The 16,054-nt window shown below is 66.6% G+C and carries 14 protein-coding genes; 11 read left to right on the top strand and 3 right to left on the bottom strand.

Annotated features, from left to right (window positions below; translation table 11 throughout):
• Positions 1–13: 13 nt before the first annotated feature.
• Positions 14–1,027, top strand: a complete 1,014-nt coding sequence (lipA, locus tag ACD584_RS15440; RefSeq protein ID WP_076037210.1) for a lipoyl synthase — start codon at positions 14–16, stop codon at positions 1,025–1,027.
• Positions 1,028–1,250: 223 nt separating this feature from the next.
• The gene (locus ACD584_RS15435; RefSeq protein WP_076037209.1) at positions 1,251–3,434 is read left to right on the top strand and encodes a carboxy terminal-processing peptidase; all 2,184 of its coding nucleotides are present in this window, start codon (positions 1,251–1,253) and stop codon (positions 3,432–3,434) included.
• 109 nt (positions 3,435–3,543) lie between these two features.
• Here the strand turns inward: ACD584_RS15435 and ACD584_RS15430 are convergent, their stop codons facing one another.
• On the bottom strand, positions 3,544–4,287 hold the full coding sequence (locus ACD584_RS15430; protein WP_076037208.1) for a sulfite exporter TauE/SafE family protein: 744 nt from the start codon (positions 4,285–4,287) through the stop codon (positions 3,544–3,546).
• Between the two features lie 88 nt (positions 4,288–4,375).
• Between ACD584_RS15430 and ACD584_RS15425 the strand changes: the two genes are divergently transcribed.
• Positions 4,376–5,281: a LysR family transcriptional regulator gene (locus ACD584_RS15425; protein ID WP_076037207.1), complete on the top strand. Its 906-nt coding sequence runs from the start codon at positions 4,376–4,378 to the stop codon at positions 5,279–5,281.
• Positions 5,282–5,359: 78 nt separating this feature from the next.
• On the opposite strand, the gene ACD584_RS15420 is transcribed toward ACD584_RS15425, so the two are convergent.
• Positions 5,360–6,226: an endonuclease/exonuclease/phosphatase family protein gene (locus ACD584_RS15420; RefSeq protein WP_076037206.1), complete on the bottom strand. Its 867-nt coding sequence runs from the start codon at positions 6,224–6,226 to the stop codon at positions 5,360–5,362.
• 181 nt (positions 6,227–6,407) lie between these two features.
• Between ACD584_RS15420 and ACD584_RS15415 the strand changes: the two genes are divergently transcribed.
• The 8 genes from ACD584_RS15415 to gnd all read left to right on the top strand — a co-directional run bounded on the left by ACD584_RS15415 (position 6,408) and on the right by gnd (position 14,869).
• Positions 6,408–7,463 carry a bifunctional nicotinamide-nucleotide adenylyltransferase/Nudix hydroxylase gene (locus ACD584_RS15415; protein WP_076037205.1) on the top strand — a complete coding sequence of 352 codons (1,056 nt, stop codon included), beginning with the start codon at positions 6,408–6,410 and terminating at the stop codon, positions 7,461–7,463.
• A 59-nt stretch (positions 7,464–7,522) separates the two neighbouring features.
• A complete protein-coding gene (locus ACD584_RS15410) occupies positions 7,523–8,929 on the top strand; it encodes a nicotinate phosphoribosyltransferase (RefSeq protein ID WP_070689650.1) in 1,407 nt (468 codons plus the stop codon).
• The gene (locus tag ACD584_RS15405) at positions 8,907–10,052 is read left to right on the top strand and encodes a hypothetical protein (RefSeq protein ID WP_228437974.1); all 1,146 of its coding nucleotides are present in this window, start codon (positions 8,907–8,909) and stop codon (positions 10,050–10,052) included. The genes ACD584_RS15410 and ACD584_RS15405 overlap by 23 nt, the downstream gene beginning before the upstream one ends.
• Complete coding sequence (locus ACD584_RS15400) at positions 10,045–11,109, top strand: DNA methyltransferase (protein WP_076037203.1); 1,065 nt, start codon at positions 10,045–10,047, stop codon at positions 11,107–11,109. Before ACD584_RS15405 ends, ACD584_RS15400 begins: the two co-directional genes overlap by 8 nt.
• A 74-nt stretch (positions 11,110–11,183) precedes the next feature.
• Entirely contained in the window at positions 11,184–11,945 is a 762-nt protein-coding gene (locus ACD584_RS15395) for a DUF2242 domain-containing protein (protein ID WP_175611685.1), read from the top strand.
• Between the two features lie 125 nt (positions 11,946–12,070).
• The gene (locus tag ACD584_RS15390; RefSeq protein ID WP_070689656.1) at positions 12,071–12,448 is read left to right on the top strand and encodes a glycine zipper 2TM domain-containing protein; all 378 of its coding nucleotides are present in this window, start codon (positions 12,071–12,073) and stop codon (positions 12,446–12,448) included.
• Positions 12,449–12,531: 83 nt separating this feature from the next.
• On the top strand, positions 12,532–13,905 hold the full coding sequence (locus ACD584_RS15385) for a hypothetical protein (protein WP_076037201.1): 1,374 nt from the start codon (positions 12,532–12,534) through the stop codon (positions 13,903–13,905).
• Between the two features lie 22 nt (positions 13,906–13,927).
• Positions 13,928–14,869, top strand: a complete 942-nt coding sequence (gnd, locus tag ACD584_RS15380) for a phosphogluconate dehydrogenase (NAD(+)-dependent, decarboxylating) (RefSeq protein ID WP_076037200.1) — start codon at positions 13,928–13,930, stop codon at positions 14,867–14,869.
• 121 nt (positions 14,870–14,990) lie between these two features.
• Here gnd and ACD584_RS15375 read toward each other — a convergent pair whose 3' ends face one another.
• Complete coding sequence (locus tag ACD584_RS15375; RefSeq protein WP_076037199.1) at positions 14,991–16,049, bottom strand: oxidoreductase; 1,059 nt, start codon at positions 16,047–16,049, stop codon at positions 14,991–14,993.
• Positions 16,050–16,054: the final 5 nt, after the last annotated feature.

The raw sequence follows: 16,054 nt of genomic DNA, 5'->3' as shown, positions 1-16,054 counted from the left end.
CGCCCGTACCTTCATGACCCAGCCTATCGCCCGTTCCATTCCCTTGCAGGTCGTCTCCGGCGACACCGCCGCACCTGCGTCGCTGCAGACCGGCGTCAAGCAGATCGGTGGCGACAAGATCAACCGCTCGCCGGTGCAGTTCGTCGACGCGCCGGTATTGCGCAAGCCGTCGTGGATCCGGGTGCGGATTCCGTCCGGCAATGCGGTGCAGAACCTCAAGGCCAAGTTGCGCGAAAACCGCCTGGTCACGGTCTGCGAAGAAGCCAGCTGCCCGAACATCCACGAGTGCTTCAGCCACGGCACCGCCACTTTCATGATCCTGGGTGAGGTGTGCACGCGGCGCTGCTCGTTCTGCGACGTGGCGCATGGCCGGCCCGAGCCGCCGGACGCGAGCGAGCCGGCCAGCCTGGCCACCACCGTGGCCGACATGGGCCTGAAGTACGTGGTGGTGACCAGCGTGGACCGCGACGACCTGCGCGACGGCGGTGCCCAGCACTTCGTCGACTGCATCTCGGCGATCCGCGCCAGCGCGCCCAAGACCCGGATCGAGATCCTGACCCCGGACTTCCGTGGCAAGGGCCGCATGGACCGCGCGCTGGAGATCCTGGCCACCAGCCCGCCGGATGTGTTCAACCACAACATCGAAACCGTGCCGGACCTGTATCCGAACGTGCGCCCCGGTGCCGATTACCAGTGGTCGCTGACGCTGCTGCAGCGCTTCAAGGCGCAGCACCCGACCATCGCCACCAAGTCCGGCATCATGCTCGGCCTGGGCGAAACGATGGAGCAGGTGCAGGCCACCTTGCGCGATCTGCGTGCGCACGATGTGGACATGATCACGATCGGCCAGTACCTGCAGCCCACGCCGCACCACCACCCGGTGATGCGCTACTGGACGCCGGAGGAATACAAGGCGCTGGAGGACTACGGCAATGCGCTGGGCTTCAGCCATGTGGCGTCCGGCCCGATGGTACGTTCTTCGTACCACGCCGACCGCCAGGCTGCCGGTGCCGGCGTCGCCGCCTGAGCCCAACCGCATCGGTGTGTGCATCACGGCCCTGCGCAGTGCGCGGGGCCGTGTCGTATCCGGGCCAGCGTGCCAAGGGTACGGGCGCGTTCACAATCTGCTACATGCCCGGAGCTAGGCTGATTCAGCCAGCGGATGACAACGCCAGCAACTTTCGGCACTGTCATGCTGTCACATCCGATCACCGCCTTTCTTTCATCGGCCCCGTGCCGAGAGCCATTCGATGACCTACAACGTTTCTGCGTCCCTGAAGGCCGGCCTGCTGGCACTGGTGCTCACCACTCCGATGGCATTGCTGGCGCGTGCGGACACGGCGCTGCCTGCCGCGGCCACGCCCGAACAGGCGACGGCGACCAAACTGGTCTACGGGCTGCTTTCGGACAGCCGGTATGCGTATCGCCCGCGTACCCTCGACGAGGCGATGTCCAAGGACGTCTTCAAGCGGTATCTGGAGACGCTGGACGGCGGCAAGCAATTCTTCACCCAGGCCGATGTGGACGCGTTCGCGCCGCTGCAGGCGGGGGTGGGTGATGCGCTGCGCGGCGGCAATCTGGAGCCGGCGTTCCAGGTGTTTTCGGTCTACAAGAAGCGTGTCGATCAGCGCGTCAAACACGCGCGCGAACTGCTCAAGCAGGATTTCGATTTCACCGGCAGCGAGAAGTTCGAGTACGACCGCAAGGACGTGCCGTGGGCGGCCGACGACAAGCAGCTGGACGTGCTGTGGCGGCAGTCGGTGATGAACGACTGGCTGCGCCTGAAGCTAGCCGGCAAGAAGTCAGACGACATCCGCAAGACGCTGGACAAGCGCTATGCCACGTTGGCCGATTCGGTCAACGAACTGAAGGCCGAGGACGCGTTCCAGTTCTTCCTCAACGCTTATACCAATGCAGTTGACCCGCACACCGATTACTTCACGCCGCGCACCGCCGAGAACTTCAACCAGCAGATGTCGCTGTCGCTGGAAGGTATCGGCGCGCAGCTGCAGAAGCAGGACGACATGGTGGTGATCCGCGAGGTGATCCCGGGTGGTCCGGCCGCGGTGGACGGCACGCTCAAGCCGGGCGACCGCATCGTTGGCGTTGGCCAGGCCAAGAGCGGCGCCATCGAAGATGTGATCGGCTGGCGCATCGATGACGTGGTGGCGAAGATCCGCGGCAGCAAGGACACCCAGGTGCGCCTGGAGTACATCCCGGCCGAGCTGGGCATCGACGGCACGCACCGCACCGTGACCCTGACGCGGCAGAAGGTGCGCCTGGCCGAACAGGCCGCCAAGGGCGAGACCATCACGCTGCCGGCCAGTGGCGACGTGCCGCAGCGCCGGATCGGCATCATTAAACTGCCGGGCTTCTACCAGGATTTCGAAGGCCGTCGTCGTAACGCGGCCGACTATGCCTCGGCCACCCGCGATGTCGCCAAGCTGCTGGCGGGCTTCAAGTCCGACAAGGTCGACGGCGTGGTGCTGGATCTGCGCAACAACGGTGGCGGTTCGCTGGACGAAGCGATCGAGCTCACCGGTCTGTTTATCGAGCAGGGCCCGGTGGTGCAGGTGCGCGAATCCGGTGGCCGGGTCACCGTCAATGGCGACAGCAACCCGAAGGTGGCCTGGGATGGTCCGCTGGGCGTGCTGATTAACCGCGGCTCGGCCTCGGCGTCGGAAATTTTTGCTGGTGCCATCCAGGACTACGGCCGCGGCCTGGTCATTGGTGAAACCACCTTCGGCAAGGGCACGGTGCAGAACATTGTTGACCTGGACCGCTGGCCGGCCGCCGAAGGGCAGCGCTATGGGCAGGTCAAGCTGACCATCGCGCAGTTCTTCCGCGTCAGCGGCTCCAGCACCCAGCACAAGGGTGTGGTGCCGGACATCGCATTCCCGGCCAGCGTGGATGCCACCGAGTTCGGCGAAAGCACCTACGACAACGCGCTGCCGTGGACGCGCATTGCCGCCGTGCCGCACACCCAGTACGGCAACTTTGCCCCGCTGCTGCCGAAGCTGCAGACCTTGCACGCCACGCGCATCGCCAGCGACAAGGAATTCCAGTGGTGGGAAGAGGACGTCAAGCAGTTCCGTGACGAGAAGGCCAAGAAGTACATTTCGTTGAACGAAGCCGAGCGCGTGGCCGAACGGCAGAAGCAGGATCAGCAGCGCAAGGACCGCCAGCAGGTGCGCAAGCAGCTGGGTCTGCCGCTGGACCCGCTGGCCGACGACAGCGACGACGGCCTGACCGGCAACGAGCGTGACATCGTCAAGGACACCGCACGCGAGAAGGCTGCTGAAAAGCGTCCGGATCCGCTGCTGCACGAATCGGCGGCCATCCTGGCCGATGCGCTGGGGCTGTTGTCCAAGGACCAGCCGCTCTCGGCGCAAGTCCTGCCGCAATCGACGGCACCGGGGCGCTGGGCTGACTGACTGCTTGCGTCATTGATGGGTGAGCAACGCCACCGCCTGTCGGTGGCGTTTGTTTTTGGGCGGCGCATCGGTGGGCGACACCTGTGCGCACCCGACTGCCCTCAGCAGATCAGGCCAGCGCCTGCCAGCAGGCCTGCAGGCCGAGCAGCAGCAAGGTGCCGAAGAACACGCGCCGGAACATCTCGGCGGAGATGCGTCGCCGCACCCGGGTGCCGGCCCACACGCCCAGCGCTGTTGGCAGCAGCGCCAGTAGCGACGGCACGCCCGCCGTTAGCGGCACGCCGCCCTGCCAGACCAGCGCGATGGCCAGGGCAAGCGTTGCGGTACCAAAACAGGTGGCCAGTGCGCGGATCAGCAGCTCGCGTGGCAACCCCAGCGCGGCGAAGTACGGCGCTATCGGCAGCACTACCACGCCAGTGGCGCCGTTGAGCAGGCCGCTGATCAGGCCGGTCAATGGGCTGGCCCAGCGTTCATGGCGTGGTGGCAACGTCCACTGCCAGCGGGCAAGCCCCAGCAACGCATAAGCCACCAACAACACGCCGAGCGCGGCGCGCAGGGTGCGCGGGTCGCCACCGATGATCACCCCGGCAGTCAGCCAGGTGCCCACGCTCATCAGTGCCAGCAGGGGCCATAGTCGCCGCAACAGTGCACCCGGTGCCGGCCCCCAGGCCTGCTGCAGATTCGTCACCAGCGAAGGCAGCACCAACAACGCGGCTGCCTGGCTGGGTGGCAGCCACAGCCCGAGCAGGCCCATGGCCACGGTCGGCAGGCCCATGCCGGCCACACCCTTGACCCCGCCAGCCAGCAGGAACACGCCCGCGATCAAGAGCCAGTGCAATGCATCGTCATTCATGCCGGGCAGGATCCTGCCGCCGGGGCGAGGCGGCAAGCTGTCTTTGTTTGAGGCAGACTTCGTCCACACCGAAGGCTGTGGGTGCGCGATGCAAGTGGAGTTCGTCGATTTGCGGATCTTCGTGGCAGTGGCCGACACCGGCAGCATCACCGCCGGTGCCGAGCGCGTGGCGCTGTCGCTGGCCGCCGTCAGTGCCCGCATTCGCGCGCTGGAGCTGCAGGTGGGCGCTGCGCTGTTCGAGCGTGGCCGGCGCGGCGTGAGCCTCACCGCCGCCGGGCAGGTGCTGCTGCGACACGCGCGGGTGCTGGCCCGACAGGAGCAGGCGATGCGCGCTGAGCTGGGCGACTACGGTGCGGGTGGGCAGGTCACCCTGCGGCTGGCTGCCAACACGGCCGCGCTGTCGGAATGGCTGCCCGAGTGCGTGGCCGACTTTCTGTTGGCGCATCCCCGCGTGGACCTGACCCTGGCCGAGTGGGGCAGTGAGGAGGCCGCCGATGCGGTGCGCGAGGAGCGCGCCGATTTGGCGGTGGTCGCCGGGCATGCGGATTTCACTGGCTTGCAGCGGTGCCCGTTCCGCCACGATCAATTGGTGGTTGCGGTGGCAGCCCGCCATCCGCTTGCCGGCACGGGCACGCTGCGCCTGGCCGATATCCAGGACATGCAGTTGTTGGCGTTATCGGCCGACAACGCCTTGCAGCGTCATCTGCGCACGCACCTGGCGCGGGCCGGCGTGCACCTGCGCATTCGCGCGCGCGTGCCAGGGATTGAAACGCTGTGCCGCATGTTGGCGCGCGGCGTCGGCGTGGCGATCGTGCCGCTCGCGGCGCTGGCGTGTTCCAGCGTCCGCCAGCAACTGGTGGCCGTGCCGCTGGACGAACCCTGGGCACGGCGTGAGTTGTCCATCGTCTGGCGCGATACGCCATCGGCTGCCTTGCAGGCGTTGCTGGAATGGCTGCAGGCAAGCGCGGCGCAGGCGGGCATCCAGCCGCCGTGATTGCCGGCTGCTTCGCAGGCATCGGCGCGCTCACTCCGTGCGCCGATGCCTGCGAAGCCGTGATTGAAGTGCGTGCTTTCAGCGCGGCCAGGCAAACTCGGCGAGCACCGGATAATGATCCGACGGCAGCACGCCGCCCGGCCGGTCATCCAGCGTGGTGAACTGCGTTGGGGTCAATCCGCGGAACAGGATCCAGTCGATCCGCCGGGTGGGGTGGGTGCTGAAATCCTGGAAGGTATTCTCCGGCCCGCTGCGCTTGGGCGCCTTCGCGCGCGCGTCGCCCAGCACGGCGGTGAGCGTGGGATAGGTGATCTTGTCCGGGTCGCTGTTGAAGTCGCCGGTCAGCACCACCGGAATATCGGCCGGCAATTGCGCGATGCGCGATAGGATCAGCCGCGCGCTGCGTTCGCGCGCGGGTTCGTCTTCGTCGCGGTACGGGAAATGCGTGTTGAACAGGTAGAAGCGGCGCTTGTCGCTGCGGCGCTCGAACAACGCCCAGGTCACCATGCGCGGCAACACGTTGCCCCAGGTGATGCTGCCGGCCACCTCGGGCGTATCGGATAGCCAGAAATTGCCCGATTCCACCACGTTGAGCGCGCGCGCGTCGTAGAACACGCCCATGTGTTCGTCGCTGTCATCGCCGCGCCGTCCCTGGCCGAACCAGCGGTAGTTAGGCAACTGCGCGGTGAGATAGCCGGCTTGCTCGCTGACCAGTTCCTGGGTGCCGAACACATCCGGATGCGTCTGCTTGATCACGCTGACCATCGCACCGCGACGCGCTTGCCAGCGTTTGTCGCCGTCGGTATCGACGGGCACGCGCACATTGAATGACATCACGCGCAGCGGCGTGATTGGCGCTGCGGCAAGTGCCGGCAAGGCGATGCACAGCAGTGCAAGGGTGGCAAGCAAGCAGCGCGTCAGCGCGCGCGTGGTCAGGCGTGGCATGCAGGCGAATTCCTGAAGAACAGAGCCGCCAAGTCTAGTCAGCAATGATGACCGCTGTGTCATGGCAACGCCGGTGTTTGCCGATGCGATCGCGCGCTTGACGTCGCTGCGCATCCGCGTAGCATTTGCTGCAAGCCAGCGGACAGACCGCTGGCTGACCACGCAACCGTGAGGGATTCTCATGGCAACACCGTACGACTATCTCGTCTTTATCGGGCGTTTCGAGCCCTTTCATAACGGCCACGCCGCCGTCGCCCGCCACGCGCTGGGCAAGGCCCGCAAGCTGATCGTGCTGATCGGTTCTGCCGATACCCCCCGCACCATTCGCAATCCTTGGACCGTCGCCGAACGTGCGGTCATGATCCAGGCGGCATTGCCCGACGATGCCGAACGCCTGATCCTGCGCCCGCTGCGCGACCATCTGTACAACGAAAGCCTGTGGATTGCCGAAGTGCAACGGCAGGTGGCCGAAGCCGTGCAGGTCGATGGCGGCAGTGCCGATGCACGTGTGGGCCTGATCGGCATGGACAAGGACGCCAGCAGCTATTACCTGCGTGAGTTTCCGCAATGGCCGCTGGAGGATGTGCAGCACACCGCCACGTTGTCTGCTAATGAACTGCGCCGCTATCTGTTCGAAGCCGGCGATATCGGCTTCCATGGTGGGTTATTGATGTTGCGCGGCAATGTGCCGGCGCCGGTGTACGACATGCTCGAAGCCTTCCGTCGCAGCTCACCGAGCTACGCGCAGCTGGTGGCCGAATTCCGCTTCATCGAACAGTACCGCGCTGCCTGGAAGGACGCGCCGTATGCGCCCACCTTCGTCACCATTGATGCGGTGGTGGTGCAGGCTGGCCACGTGTTGCTGGTGCGTCGTCGCGCCGAGCCGGGCAAGGGCTTGTGGGCGCTGCCGGGTGGATTTGTGGGGCAGGACGAAGGCCTGCTGGACAGCTGCCTGCGCGAGTTGCGCGAGGAAACCCGGCTCAAGGTGCCGCTACCGGTCATCAAGGGTTCGTTGCGTGCACGGCAGGTGTTCGATCACCCTGAGCGCAGCCTGCGCGGGCGCACCATTACCCATGCGTTCCACTTCGAATTTGCCGCGGGCGAATTGCCGGCGGTGCGTGGCGGCGACGATGCCGACAAGGCGCGCTGGATTCCGATCGCCGAGGTGATGGCGATGGGGCCGCGGCTCTACGAAGACCATCTGCATATCCTTGAATTCTTTCTGGGCCATGGCTGAGCCATGACCTCCCGCTGGCGGACAGACCGCCGGCCTCCCGACGCGAAGGAGCTTCCGTCATGCATTATCTCGACAACCTGCTGCTCAACACCGACAGCTACAAGGCCAGCCACTGGCTGCAATATCCGCCTGGCACCGATGCCTCGTTTTTCTACGTGGAATCGCGCGGCGGCGTGTACGACCAGACCGTGTTTTTCGGCCTGCAGTCGATCCTGAAAGAAGCGATCAACCGCCCGGTGACGCACGCCGACATCGACGATGCCAAGGCATTGCTGGCGGCGCATGGAGAACCGTTCAACGAGGCCGGCTGGCGCGACATCGTCGACCGTTTGGGTGGGCAGTTGCCGATCCGCATCCGTGCGGTGCCCGAAGGCTGCGTGGTGCCCACGCACAACGTGCTGATGACGATCGAATCCACCGACGCCAAGGCGTTCTGGGTGCCGTCGTATCTGGAGACCCTGCTGCTGCGCGTGTGGTATCCGGTGACCGTGGCCACGGTGAGCTGGCAGGTGAAGCAGATCGTGCGCGATTTCCTGCAACGCACCAGCGACGATCCCGAAGGCCAGTTGCCGTTCAAGCTGCATGACTTCGGTGCGCGTGGCGTGTCCAGCCTGGGCTCGGCCGCGCTGGGTGGTGCGGCGCACCTGGTGAACTTCCTCGGCACCGATACCTTGTCGGCGTTGCTGCTGGCACGCGCGCATTACCACACGCCGGTGGCCGGTTATTCGATCCCCGCAGCCGAGCACAGCACCATCACCAGCTGGGGGCGCGAGCGCGAAGTCGATGCATACCGCAACATGCTCACGCAGTTTGCGCGGCCGGGCGCGATCGTGGCGGTGGTGTCGGACAGCTACGACATTTACCGCGCCATTCGCGAGCATTGGGGCACCACGCTGCGCGAGGAGATCATCGCCTCCGGTGCGACCGTGGTGATCCGCCCGGATTCGGGCGACCCGGTGGACGTGGTCGAGCAGTGTCTGTTGTTGCTGGACGAGGCGTTCGGCCATCAGGTTAACGGCAAGGGCTACAAGGTGCTCAACCACGTGCGGGTGATCCAGGGCGATGGCATCAATCCGCAGTCGCTGCGCGCCATTCTCGAACGCATCACCGCTGCCGGATATGCGGCCGACAATGTCGCCTTCGGCATGGGCGGTGCGCTGCTGCAGAAGGTGGACCGCGACACGCAGAAGTTCGCACTGAAGTGCTCGGCGGTGCGCGTGGATGGCGCATGGATCGATGTCTACAAGGACCCGATCACCGATCAGGGCAAGCAGAGCAAGCGCGGCCGGCTGACGCTGCTGCGCGACCGTGCAACGGGCCAGTACCGCAGCGCCTTGCTCGACGAGGTCGCCACGCACGCGGGCGACAGCGACGATGCCTTGGTCACGGTGTGGGAGAACGGGCAGATGCTGCAGGAATGGACGCTGGAGCAGGTGCGTGCACATGCAGATGCTGCCCGGTTGTGAGGCAGGTGCGCAGGCCAGCGCGGCGCTGACACCGGAGCAGCCCAGCACGCAGGTGACGGCGGCGTCGGTGCTGGCCACCTTGCGGGCTGCCGCGCCGGCGATCGAGCAGCGGGTGCCGGCTGCCCACGATGTCGACCGTTGGCATGCACTGGAGATCGGCGGGCGCCGGTATCGCGCGGCGCTGCCGATCACGTTGACGCCCTACGCCTCGGTGCGGCCGTGTTCGGCGCGCTGCGGCTTCTGCTCGGAGAATCTGCGCTCGCAGTCCGGCGGTGTGGCGGCCGCGCAGCTGCGGCCAGGGCCGGCGTACTTCGACCACTTGCGGCGTGTGCTGCAGCTGCTGGCTGGGGTGCCGTTGTCGTATTCGTTGTCGGGTCTGGAAATGACCGACGATGCGGCGTGGCTGCAGACCCTGCTGCAGACGCTGGCGAACACGCGCAACGGGCCGCAGGTCGCGCAGCGGGTGCTCTACAGCAATGGCGCCGGGTTGGCGCGCAGCCACGGGCAGGCGTTGATCGATGCGTTGGTGGACTTCGATCTGTCGTGGATCGAGTTGTCGCGCCATCATCCGTTGCAGGCCGGCAACGACGCGATCATGCGCTTCCGCCCGGACGAGCCGATCGCACAGGTGGAAACGTTCGTCCACACCGCCAATCGGTTGGCACTGCGCGTGCCGGTGCGCCTGGTGTGCATCGTGCAGCAAGGCGGCGTGGATACCGCGCAGGAAATCGCCCGCTATCTGGAGTTCGCGCGACGCTGCGGCGCCAGTCAGGTGATCTTCCGTGAGCTGTCGCGGCTGGATGCCGGCTACCGCACCAACGGTACCGTGCGTTACATCGAGCAACGGCGCATCGGCGTGGAGACCTTGCTGGCCGAGTGCATGCAACAGCCGTGGTGGCCGGGCTGGACGCTCGACGGCATGACCCAGGGCTACTACTTCTGGAACGTGCGGCTGCGCGATGCGCACGGCATGCACGTGGTGTTCGAAAGCGCGGACTACGCCGCCATGCATGCCCGCCACGCCAGCGGCGATCTGTACAAGCTGGTGTTTTTCGCCAATGGCCGGCTGTGCGCAGGCTGGGACCCGGATGCGGACATCCTGTGGGAGCCAGGCCATGGATGAATTCGATCAGCGCAGCTGGTGGACGCCCGCGCCGGACGATCCGGCCTGGGCGCTGCCGGACGACCTGCGCGCCGCCGATCCCTTGCATGGGCGCGACTGCGGCTGGGTCAATCAGATGCGCCCGTTCGTGCGCCATTTCAGTGCGCCGGGGCAGCAGGTGTTCGACCCGTTCTGCGGGTTCGGCAGCACCTTGCTCGCGGCCGCGTTGGAAGGCCGCCAGGCGCATGGCATGGAGGTCGACCCGGCACGTGCCGTAGTGGCACGCGAGCGCTTGCGGCGGCACGCGGTGCAGGCGCCGGTCGTGGTGGGCGGGCTGGCGCAGGTGCCGCCCGCCGCGCCGGTGGACCTGTGCCTGACCAACGTGCCGTATTTCGGCTGCCACTGGTCCGGGCCGGTGGCGCCGGGCCAGCTGTATGCCAGCACCGATTACGCCAGTTATCTGGCCGGCTTGCGTGCGGTGTTCCATGCGCTGCGTCGCCAGCTGCGGCCAGGCGGCTTCGGCGTGGCGATGGTGGAGAACGTGGTGCTGGACGGGCAGCTGGTGCCGCAGGCCTGGGACCTGGGGCGCATCCTGTCCAGCCTGTTTACGCTGCGCGAGGAGCGGGTGCTGTTCTATCCACGCGCCGGGGGGGTGTTGGCGCAGCGCGACACCGCCAGCAACCGCAGCCACGAATATGCGCTGATCTTCCAGCACTGCCGCAGCCGCCTGGATCTGCAGGCCGCATCGCAGCTACTGCGGGCGCTGCGCGAGCAGGGCCTGCCCGTCACCCCGCATGGCAGCTACGCCCGTTGGCTGCAGGCGCCCGAACAGGTGCCCGATGGCCCGGCCGATCTGGACCTGATCGTGCACGGCGAGCAGGCGGTCTGGGACCGGCTGACCCACTGGCTGCACGCGCAGGGCTTCGCGCTGAGCCTGTGGGGCGCGCCATGTCTGCCCGCCGTGCCGTTGGTGATGGTCGCGGCGCACCACTATCTACGCGCCGAACGCCTGGACGCCGATGGCCGCCGCCTGCAGGTGGACCTGCAACTGCCGATGGATGAACCGGCGCAGCCCTGAGCGGCGGACGCGACACCGCGCGCACATGGGTTGCGGCTATGCTCTGTGCCGGTTTTGGATGCCGGAATTTACCCATGTCTTGTTCTTCCCTGATTGCGCGCGGCGCGTTGCTTGGCGCACTGGCGGCTCTCGCCGGCTGCGGTGGCAGCAAAGGCGACACCATGCTGATGCGCGAGTCGTTCAATTCCGACGACACCTATTCGCGCAACGTCAGCGCGACCTCGCCGCAGGCGTGCGAGGCGGCGCGGCGGGTGCTGTTGAGCCAGGGCTATGCGGTCACGCGCGCCGATGCCGCCGCCGTGGAGGGCAGCAAGAACTTCCAGCTCAAGGAAGCCGACCAGAGCGAGCAGCTCAATCTGCGCATTTCCTGCGCCGGGCAGGACGGTGGCACCGCGCAGGTGTTTGTCAGCGCGCTGCAGGACCGCTATGCACTGAAGAAGAGCTCCACCTCCGCCAGCGTGGGCGTGGGCGTGCTGGGCTCGTTGTCGGTGCCGGTCGGCAGTAGCGGCGATTCGCTGGTGCGTGTGTCCAGCACCACCGTGCAGGACGCGGCCTTCTACAAGCGCTTCTTCGAGCGGTTGAATTCGTACCTGCCGAAGGTGGCCGAATCCACGCCGGCCGCTGTGGCACCGGCACCGGCGCATGCAGCTCCGGCGCCAGTGCCAGCAACGCAGCCAGTGCCCACCACGGCAGCGCCGGCAACCACTGCGCCGCCGCCGGCAGCAATGCCGACCACCGTTGCGCAGCCGCCTGTCGCGCCGCTGCCGGTTGAAGCGCAGGACCCGCCGCCCGCACCAGCCCCGGTGCCGCGGAGCGAGCCCGCAACGCAGCCGTGACGGTGCATTTCACGCTCCGCGCTGAAGCCTGAATAGCGGGGTGTTCGCTTCACGTACTGTTCTCGACGTAGCGACCAGAGTGCAGCCATGGCTCGCCGAATGGGCGAGAACGATGGAGACGTACGATGAAAATGCACACTTCCCTGATGGGTATGTCCCTGATCGCTCTGATGGCGACGAGCACCTTCGCGCAGGCGCAAAACTACTCGCAGCACCGGTACACGACGGCAGACGAGGGCCGCAGGTTCAATGACGGTACCCGCGTGCGCTGCAAGAACGTGGAAGTGCAGAAGAATTCCCGTGACCCGAACCGCATCGCCGGCACCGCGACTGGCGCCATCGTCGGCGGTCTGCTCGGCAACCAGGTGGGCGGCGGTAACGGCAAGAAGGCCGCAACCGTGCTGGGTGCGGTGGCAGGCGGTGCGGCAGGCCGCACGATCCAGGGCAACAGCCAGCAAAATAATGGCGATCGCCGGGTCGAACGCGTCTGCGAGCGTCTTTGAGGCTGAGCGACTGAACACCACGAGCCCCGGCCCTGCCGGGGCTTTCTTTTGCCCGCGCCGCAGAGCGGATCTACGCTTGATCAATGCCGCCTCGCATGACTTTGTCTCCCACACCCGTTGAGCGACGCCTGCACGCACGGCGCAGCGCGCGCGTTGTCTGTGCGGCGGTCTTGTTGGGTGCGCAGCTGCTGCAAAGCGTGTTGGCGGCACCCGGTGCAACGTCAACCGCGGCCGATGCCGATTGCGTGGAGGCGTTGTTGCGGCGGATGGGCTGGCGGATCGAGCAGGCATCCACCACGGCACCGGTGATCGCACGTGGCCTGCCGTGTACGCGCGCCACCTTGGCGCAGGCGCAGCAGGCAGGCGATTTGCACGCCGTGCTGCCGGCGCAGTGGAACGCGCAGCAACGCGGCGATGCCTTGCGGGCGCTGCTGGAAGATCCCGCCACGCGGTGCGCGTACGCGTTCGAGCTGGGCGCGGCCACACAACGTGCAGTGAGCAAACTGCAGGACAACCCGCGTTATCGCTTTTCGGCAGTGCAACTGGGCTGGATCGGCTTTGGCTGGCGTGGCGCTGCCGCGCAAGGGTGGAGTGGATTCAAGAGCTTCGGTCGCGGCTATCAGCCAAGCGGGAGCAACGCGCAGGCGCTGGATGCGTTCTATCGCGGCCAGGTGCGCTCCGAATGCGGGGTGGGCCGGCAGGTGGCGCAACTGGCCACGCAGCGCGAACTCTACGGCGATGCAGGCTTCGATACGGTCTTTAGCGCGGGCGAGCTGTCGATCGGCACATTTTTGACCTTGCACGACACCGACAGCATTTTGCTGGGTGCGCACGCCGGCGAGTTTTTCGCCGATGGCAAGGCGGTCAAGACTGCGCAGCTGGGGCGCCAAGCCTTCGTGGGGGCGCCTGGCTTCATCGCGCATGTGTTCGACAAGGCGTATCTGGACGACATCCACAATCAGGCCGAAAACTTCGTGGTGGTGGATGTCAGCGATGCAGCCGCGCAGGCGCTGGCACGCCGCGGTGGCTTTGCGTACTACGACGCGCGTAACCGTCAGATCTGGGAGTTGGCCAAAGAGTTGCGCGGGCCCGGCCGGCGGCGTTTCGAGCGGCTGCTGTACGAACGCGACGCCGCGCTGCGCGCCAGCCTGGATGCGCATCAGCAGGCCCGTCTGCAGGAACTGCTTGCGCTGCTGGACGACCCGTTCTACCAGGGGTTTCAGGTGTACGTGCACCCCAAGGGCGTCAAGCCGATCGGCTACCACGTGGCGCGCCTGCTCGACCGTAACCCGCGCACGCCGTATGCCATCGACCTGACCCTGCACAACCTGCGCAGCACCCTGTACTGGCGCTGGATCGATTGGCAGCTGCAGCAATGCGCGGCTGGTCACACGCTGGAACAATCCATTGAGAATTCCGCCACGCCGTTCTACGTGCCGCGTGGCACCCTGCACTGATCAGATGACACGAGGAGTGACTATGGAACTGGGTATGGTGGGACTGGGCCGCATGGGCGCCAACATGGCCGAGCGGCTGGTGCGCGGCGGGCATCGCGTGCATGGGTTCGATCTGGGCGCTGCCGCACGCACCAGTGCGCAATCCAAGGGCATCCAGACAACCGACGCGCTGGCCACGCTGGTCACCGCACTGCCGAGTCCGCGTGTGGTGTGGCTGATGGTGCCGGCCGGCAAGATCGTCGACGACACGCTGGCGCAGCTGCTGCCGTTGCTGCAGGCCGGCGACATCGTCATCGATGGCGGAAATTCGTATTACAAGGATTCGCAGCGCCGCGCCGCGCAGCTGCAGTCCATCGGCATTGCGTTTGTCGATTGCGGCACTAGCGGTGGCGTGTGGGGCCTGCAGGAAGGCTACAGCCTGATGGTGGGCGGCGACGAAGCGGCCGTGACCACGTTGCATCCGGTGCTGGCCACGTTGGCACCGGCGCCGGACAAGGGCTGGGGACGGGTGGGCCCGAGCGGTGCCGGCCACTTCACCAAGATGGTCCACAACGGCATCGAGTACGGAATGATGCAGGCCTATGCCGAAGGCTTCGCGCTGCTGCAGCACAAGACCGATTTCGCGCTGGACCTGCACCAGGTTGCCGAGATCTGGCGCGATGGCAGCGTGGTGCGTTCGTGGCTGCTGGACCTCACCGCCGATGCGCTGGCGCACAACCCGACCATGGGCGGCATTGCGCCGTATGTGGCCGATTCTGGCGAAGGCCGTTGGACGGTGGCAGAGGCCATCGACCTGGAAGTCTCCGCGCCGGTGATCACCTTGTCGCTGATGGAGCGGTTGCGGTCGCGCGACAAGGATTCGTTTACCGACAAACTGCTGGCGGCGATGCGTAATCAGTTCGGTGGGCATGCGGTGCTGACCACTACGCCAACCCCGCCGCCGATCGGCAGCAAGGACGCCTGATCAGGCCACGAACGTGTGCGCCACGCTTGGCGTGGCATGCATGTCTGCTCAACAACAGCGTGTGCGCGTGGCAGCAGCCGCGCGCGGTGAGCGCCGCACCGCCTCTGCCGGGCCTTGGCGCTCAGTCGCTGCTGTTGCCTTCCAGCCAGAGCACCTGGCCCAGCGCGGCACTGCGTTGCGCCAGCTCCAGCAGCTCCATCAGCCGCATCGCGTCGGCAGCACTGACCGGCGGCGGTGCGGTGCCGGCCATTGCGTCGCGGAAGGCCGCATAGCAATGGCGGTAGTCGCCGGGTACGCCATCGGGCTGATGCGTGTGCACACGGCCTTCGTCGTCCACGCGGGTGAGCGTGCCGGGCAATGGGTCCATGCCCCAGCCGGCGGTGCCGGGGCGGCGGCCGGCACGCAACTGGTCTTCCTGCGTATCGGCGCCATGCTTGAGATAGCTGCCACGGGTGCCGTGCACGGCGAAGCGCAGGCTGCCGTCGGCCACCAGCGAGCCGGCGTGCAGGATCACCCGCAAGCGGGGATAGCGCAGCACCACGTTGAAGTAATCGTCGCTGCGCGCCTGGGTGCGTTGACGCTGCAGGTCTGCGCTGATTGCCTGCGGCATGCCGAACAACTGCAACGCCTGGTCCAGCAGATGCGGCCCCAGGTCGTACCACAGCCCGGCACCGGGGATATCGCTTTCGCGCCAGCGGTCGCGCACCTGCGGGCGATACCGGTCGAAGTGCGAATGGAACTCCACCACCTCGCCCAGTTGGCCGTCTTCGATCAAGCGCCGCACGGTGAGGAAGTCCGCATCCCAACGGCGGTTCTGGAACACGCTGACGATCTTGCCGGCCTCTGCGGCGGCGTCCACCACGGTGCGGGCCTGCGCGGCATCCAGGGCGAAGGGTTTATCCACCAGCACGTGCTTGCCGGCCGCCAGCGCCTGCAGCGCCATCGGCGCATGGGTCTGGTTGGGCGTGGCGATGACCACCGCATCCAGCGCCGGGTCGGCCAGTGCGGCCTCCAGGTCGGGCAGCACGCGCACCTCGGGGAAGTCGGCCTGCGGTTGCTGCGGCTTGGACGACACCACGCTGTGCAACTGCAGGCCGGGCGTGCTGGCGATCAGCGGTGCGTGGAAGGTGCGGCCAACATAGCCATAGCCGACGACGGCCAGATTGAATGGTTTAGGCATTGAAA

Source organism: Xanthomonas sp. NCPPB 2922 (genome assembly GCF_041520885.1).
Taxonomy (GTDB): domain Bacteria; phylum Pseudomonadota; class Gammaproteobacteria; order Xanthomonadales; family Xanthomonadaceae; genus Xanthomonas; species Xanthomonas campestris.
Note: the sequence above shows the minus strand (reverse complement) of the source record. Positions and strands in the feature narration are given on the sequence as shown.

Excerpts from the sequence above, each read along its gene's own strand:
- ACD584_RS15400 (WP_076037203.1), top strand. The coding sequence starts at position 10,045 with ATGGATGAATTCGATCAGCGCAGCTGGTGGACGCCCGCGCCGGACGAT.
- ACD584_RS15385 (WP_076037201.1), top strand. The coding sequence starts at position 12,532 with ATGCCGCCTCGCATGACTTTGTCTCCCACACCCGTTGAGCGACGCCTG.
- gnd (WP_076037200.1), top strand. The coding sequence starts at position 13,928 with ATGGAACTGGGTATGGTGGGACTGGGCCGCATGGGCGCCAACATGGCC.
- ACD584_RS15415 (WP_076037205.1), top strand. The coding sequence starts at position 6,408 with ATGGCAACACCGTACGACTATCTCGTCTTTATCGGGCGTTTCGAGCCC.
- ACD584_RS15405 (WP_228437974.1), top strand. The coding sequence starts at position 8,907 with ATGCAGATGCTGCCCGGTTGTGAGGCAGGTGCGCAGGCCAGCGCGGCG.
- lipA (WP_076037210.1), top strand. The coding sequence starts at position 14 with ATGACCCAGCCTATCGCCCGTTCCATTCCCTTGCAGGTCGTCTCCGGC.
- ACD584_RS15435 (WP_076037209.1), top strand. The coding sequence starts at position 1,251 with ATGACCTACAACGTTTCTGCGTCCCTGAAGGCCGGCCTGCTGGCACTG.
- ACD584_RS15410 (WP_070689650.1), top strand. The coding sequence starts at position 7,523 with ATGCATTATCTCGACAACCTGCTGCTCAACACCGACAGCTACAAGGCC.
- ACD584_RS15425 (WP_076037207.1), top strand. The coding sequence starts at position 4,376 with ATGCAAGTGGAGTTCGTCGATTTGCGGATCTTCGTGGCAGTGGCCGAC.
- ACD584_RS15420 (WP_076037206.1), bottom strand. The coding sequence starts at position 6,226 with ATGCCACGCCTGACCACGCGCGCGCTGACGCGCTGCTTGCTTGCCACC.
- ACD584_RS15390 (WP_070689656.1), top strand. The coding sequence starts at position 12,071 with ATGAAAATGCACACTTCCCTGATGGGTATGTCCCTGATCGCTCTGATG.
- ACD584_RS15395 (WP_175611685.1), top strand. The coding sequence starts at position 11,184 with ATGTCTTGTTCTTCCCTGATTGCGCGCGGCGCGTTGCTTGGCGCACTG.
- ACD584_RS15430 (WP_076037208.1), bottom strand. The coding sequence starts at position 4,287 with ATGAATGACGATGCATTGCACTGGCTCTTGATCGCGGGCGTGTTCCTG.
- ACD584_RS15375 (WP_076037199.1), bottom strand. The coding sequence starts at position 16,049 with ATGCCTAAACCATTCAATCTGGCCGTCGTCGGCTATGGCTATGTTGGC.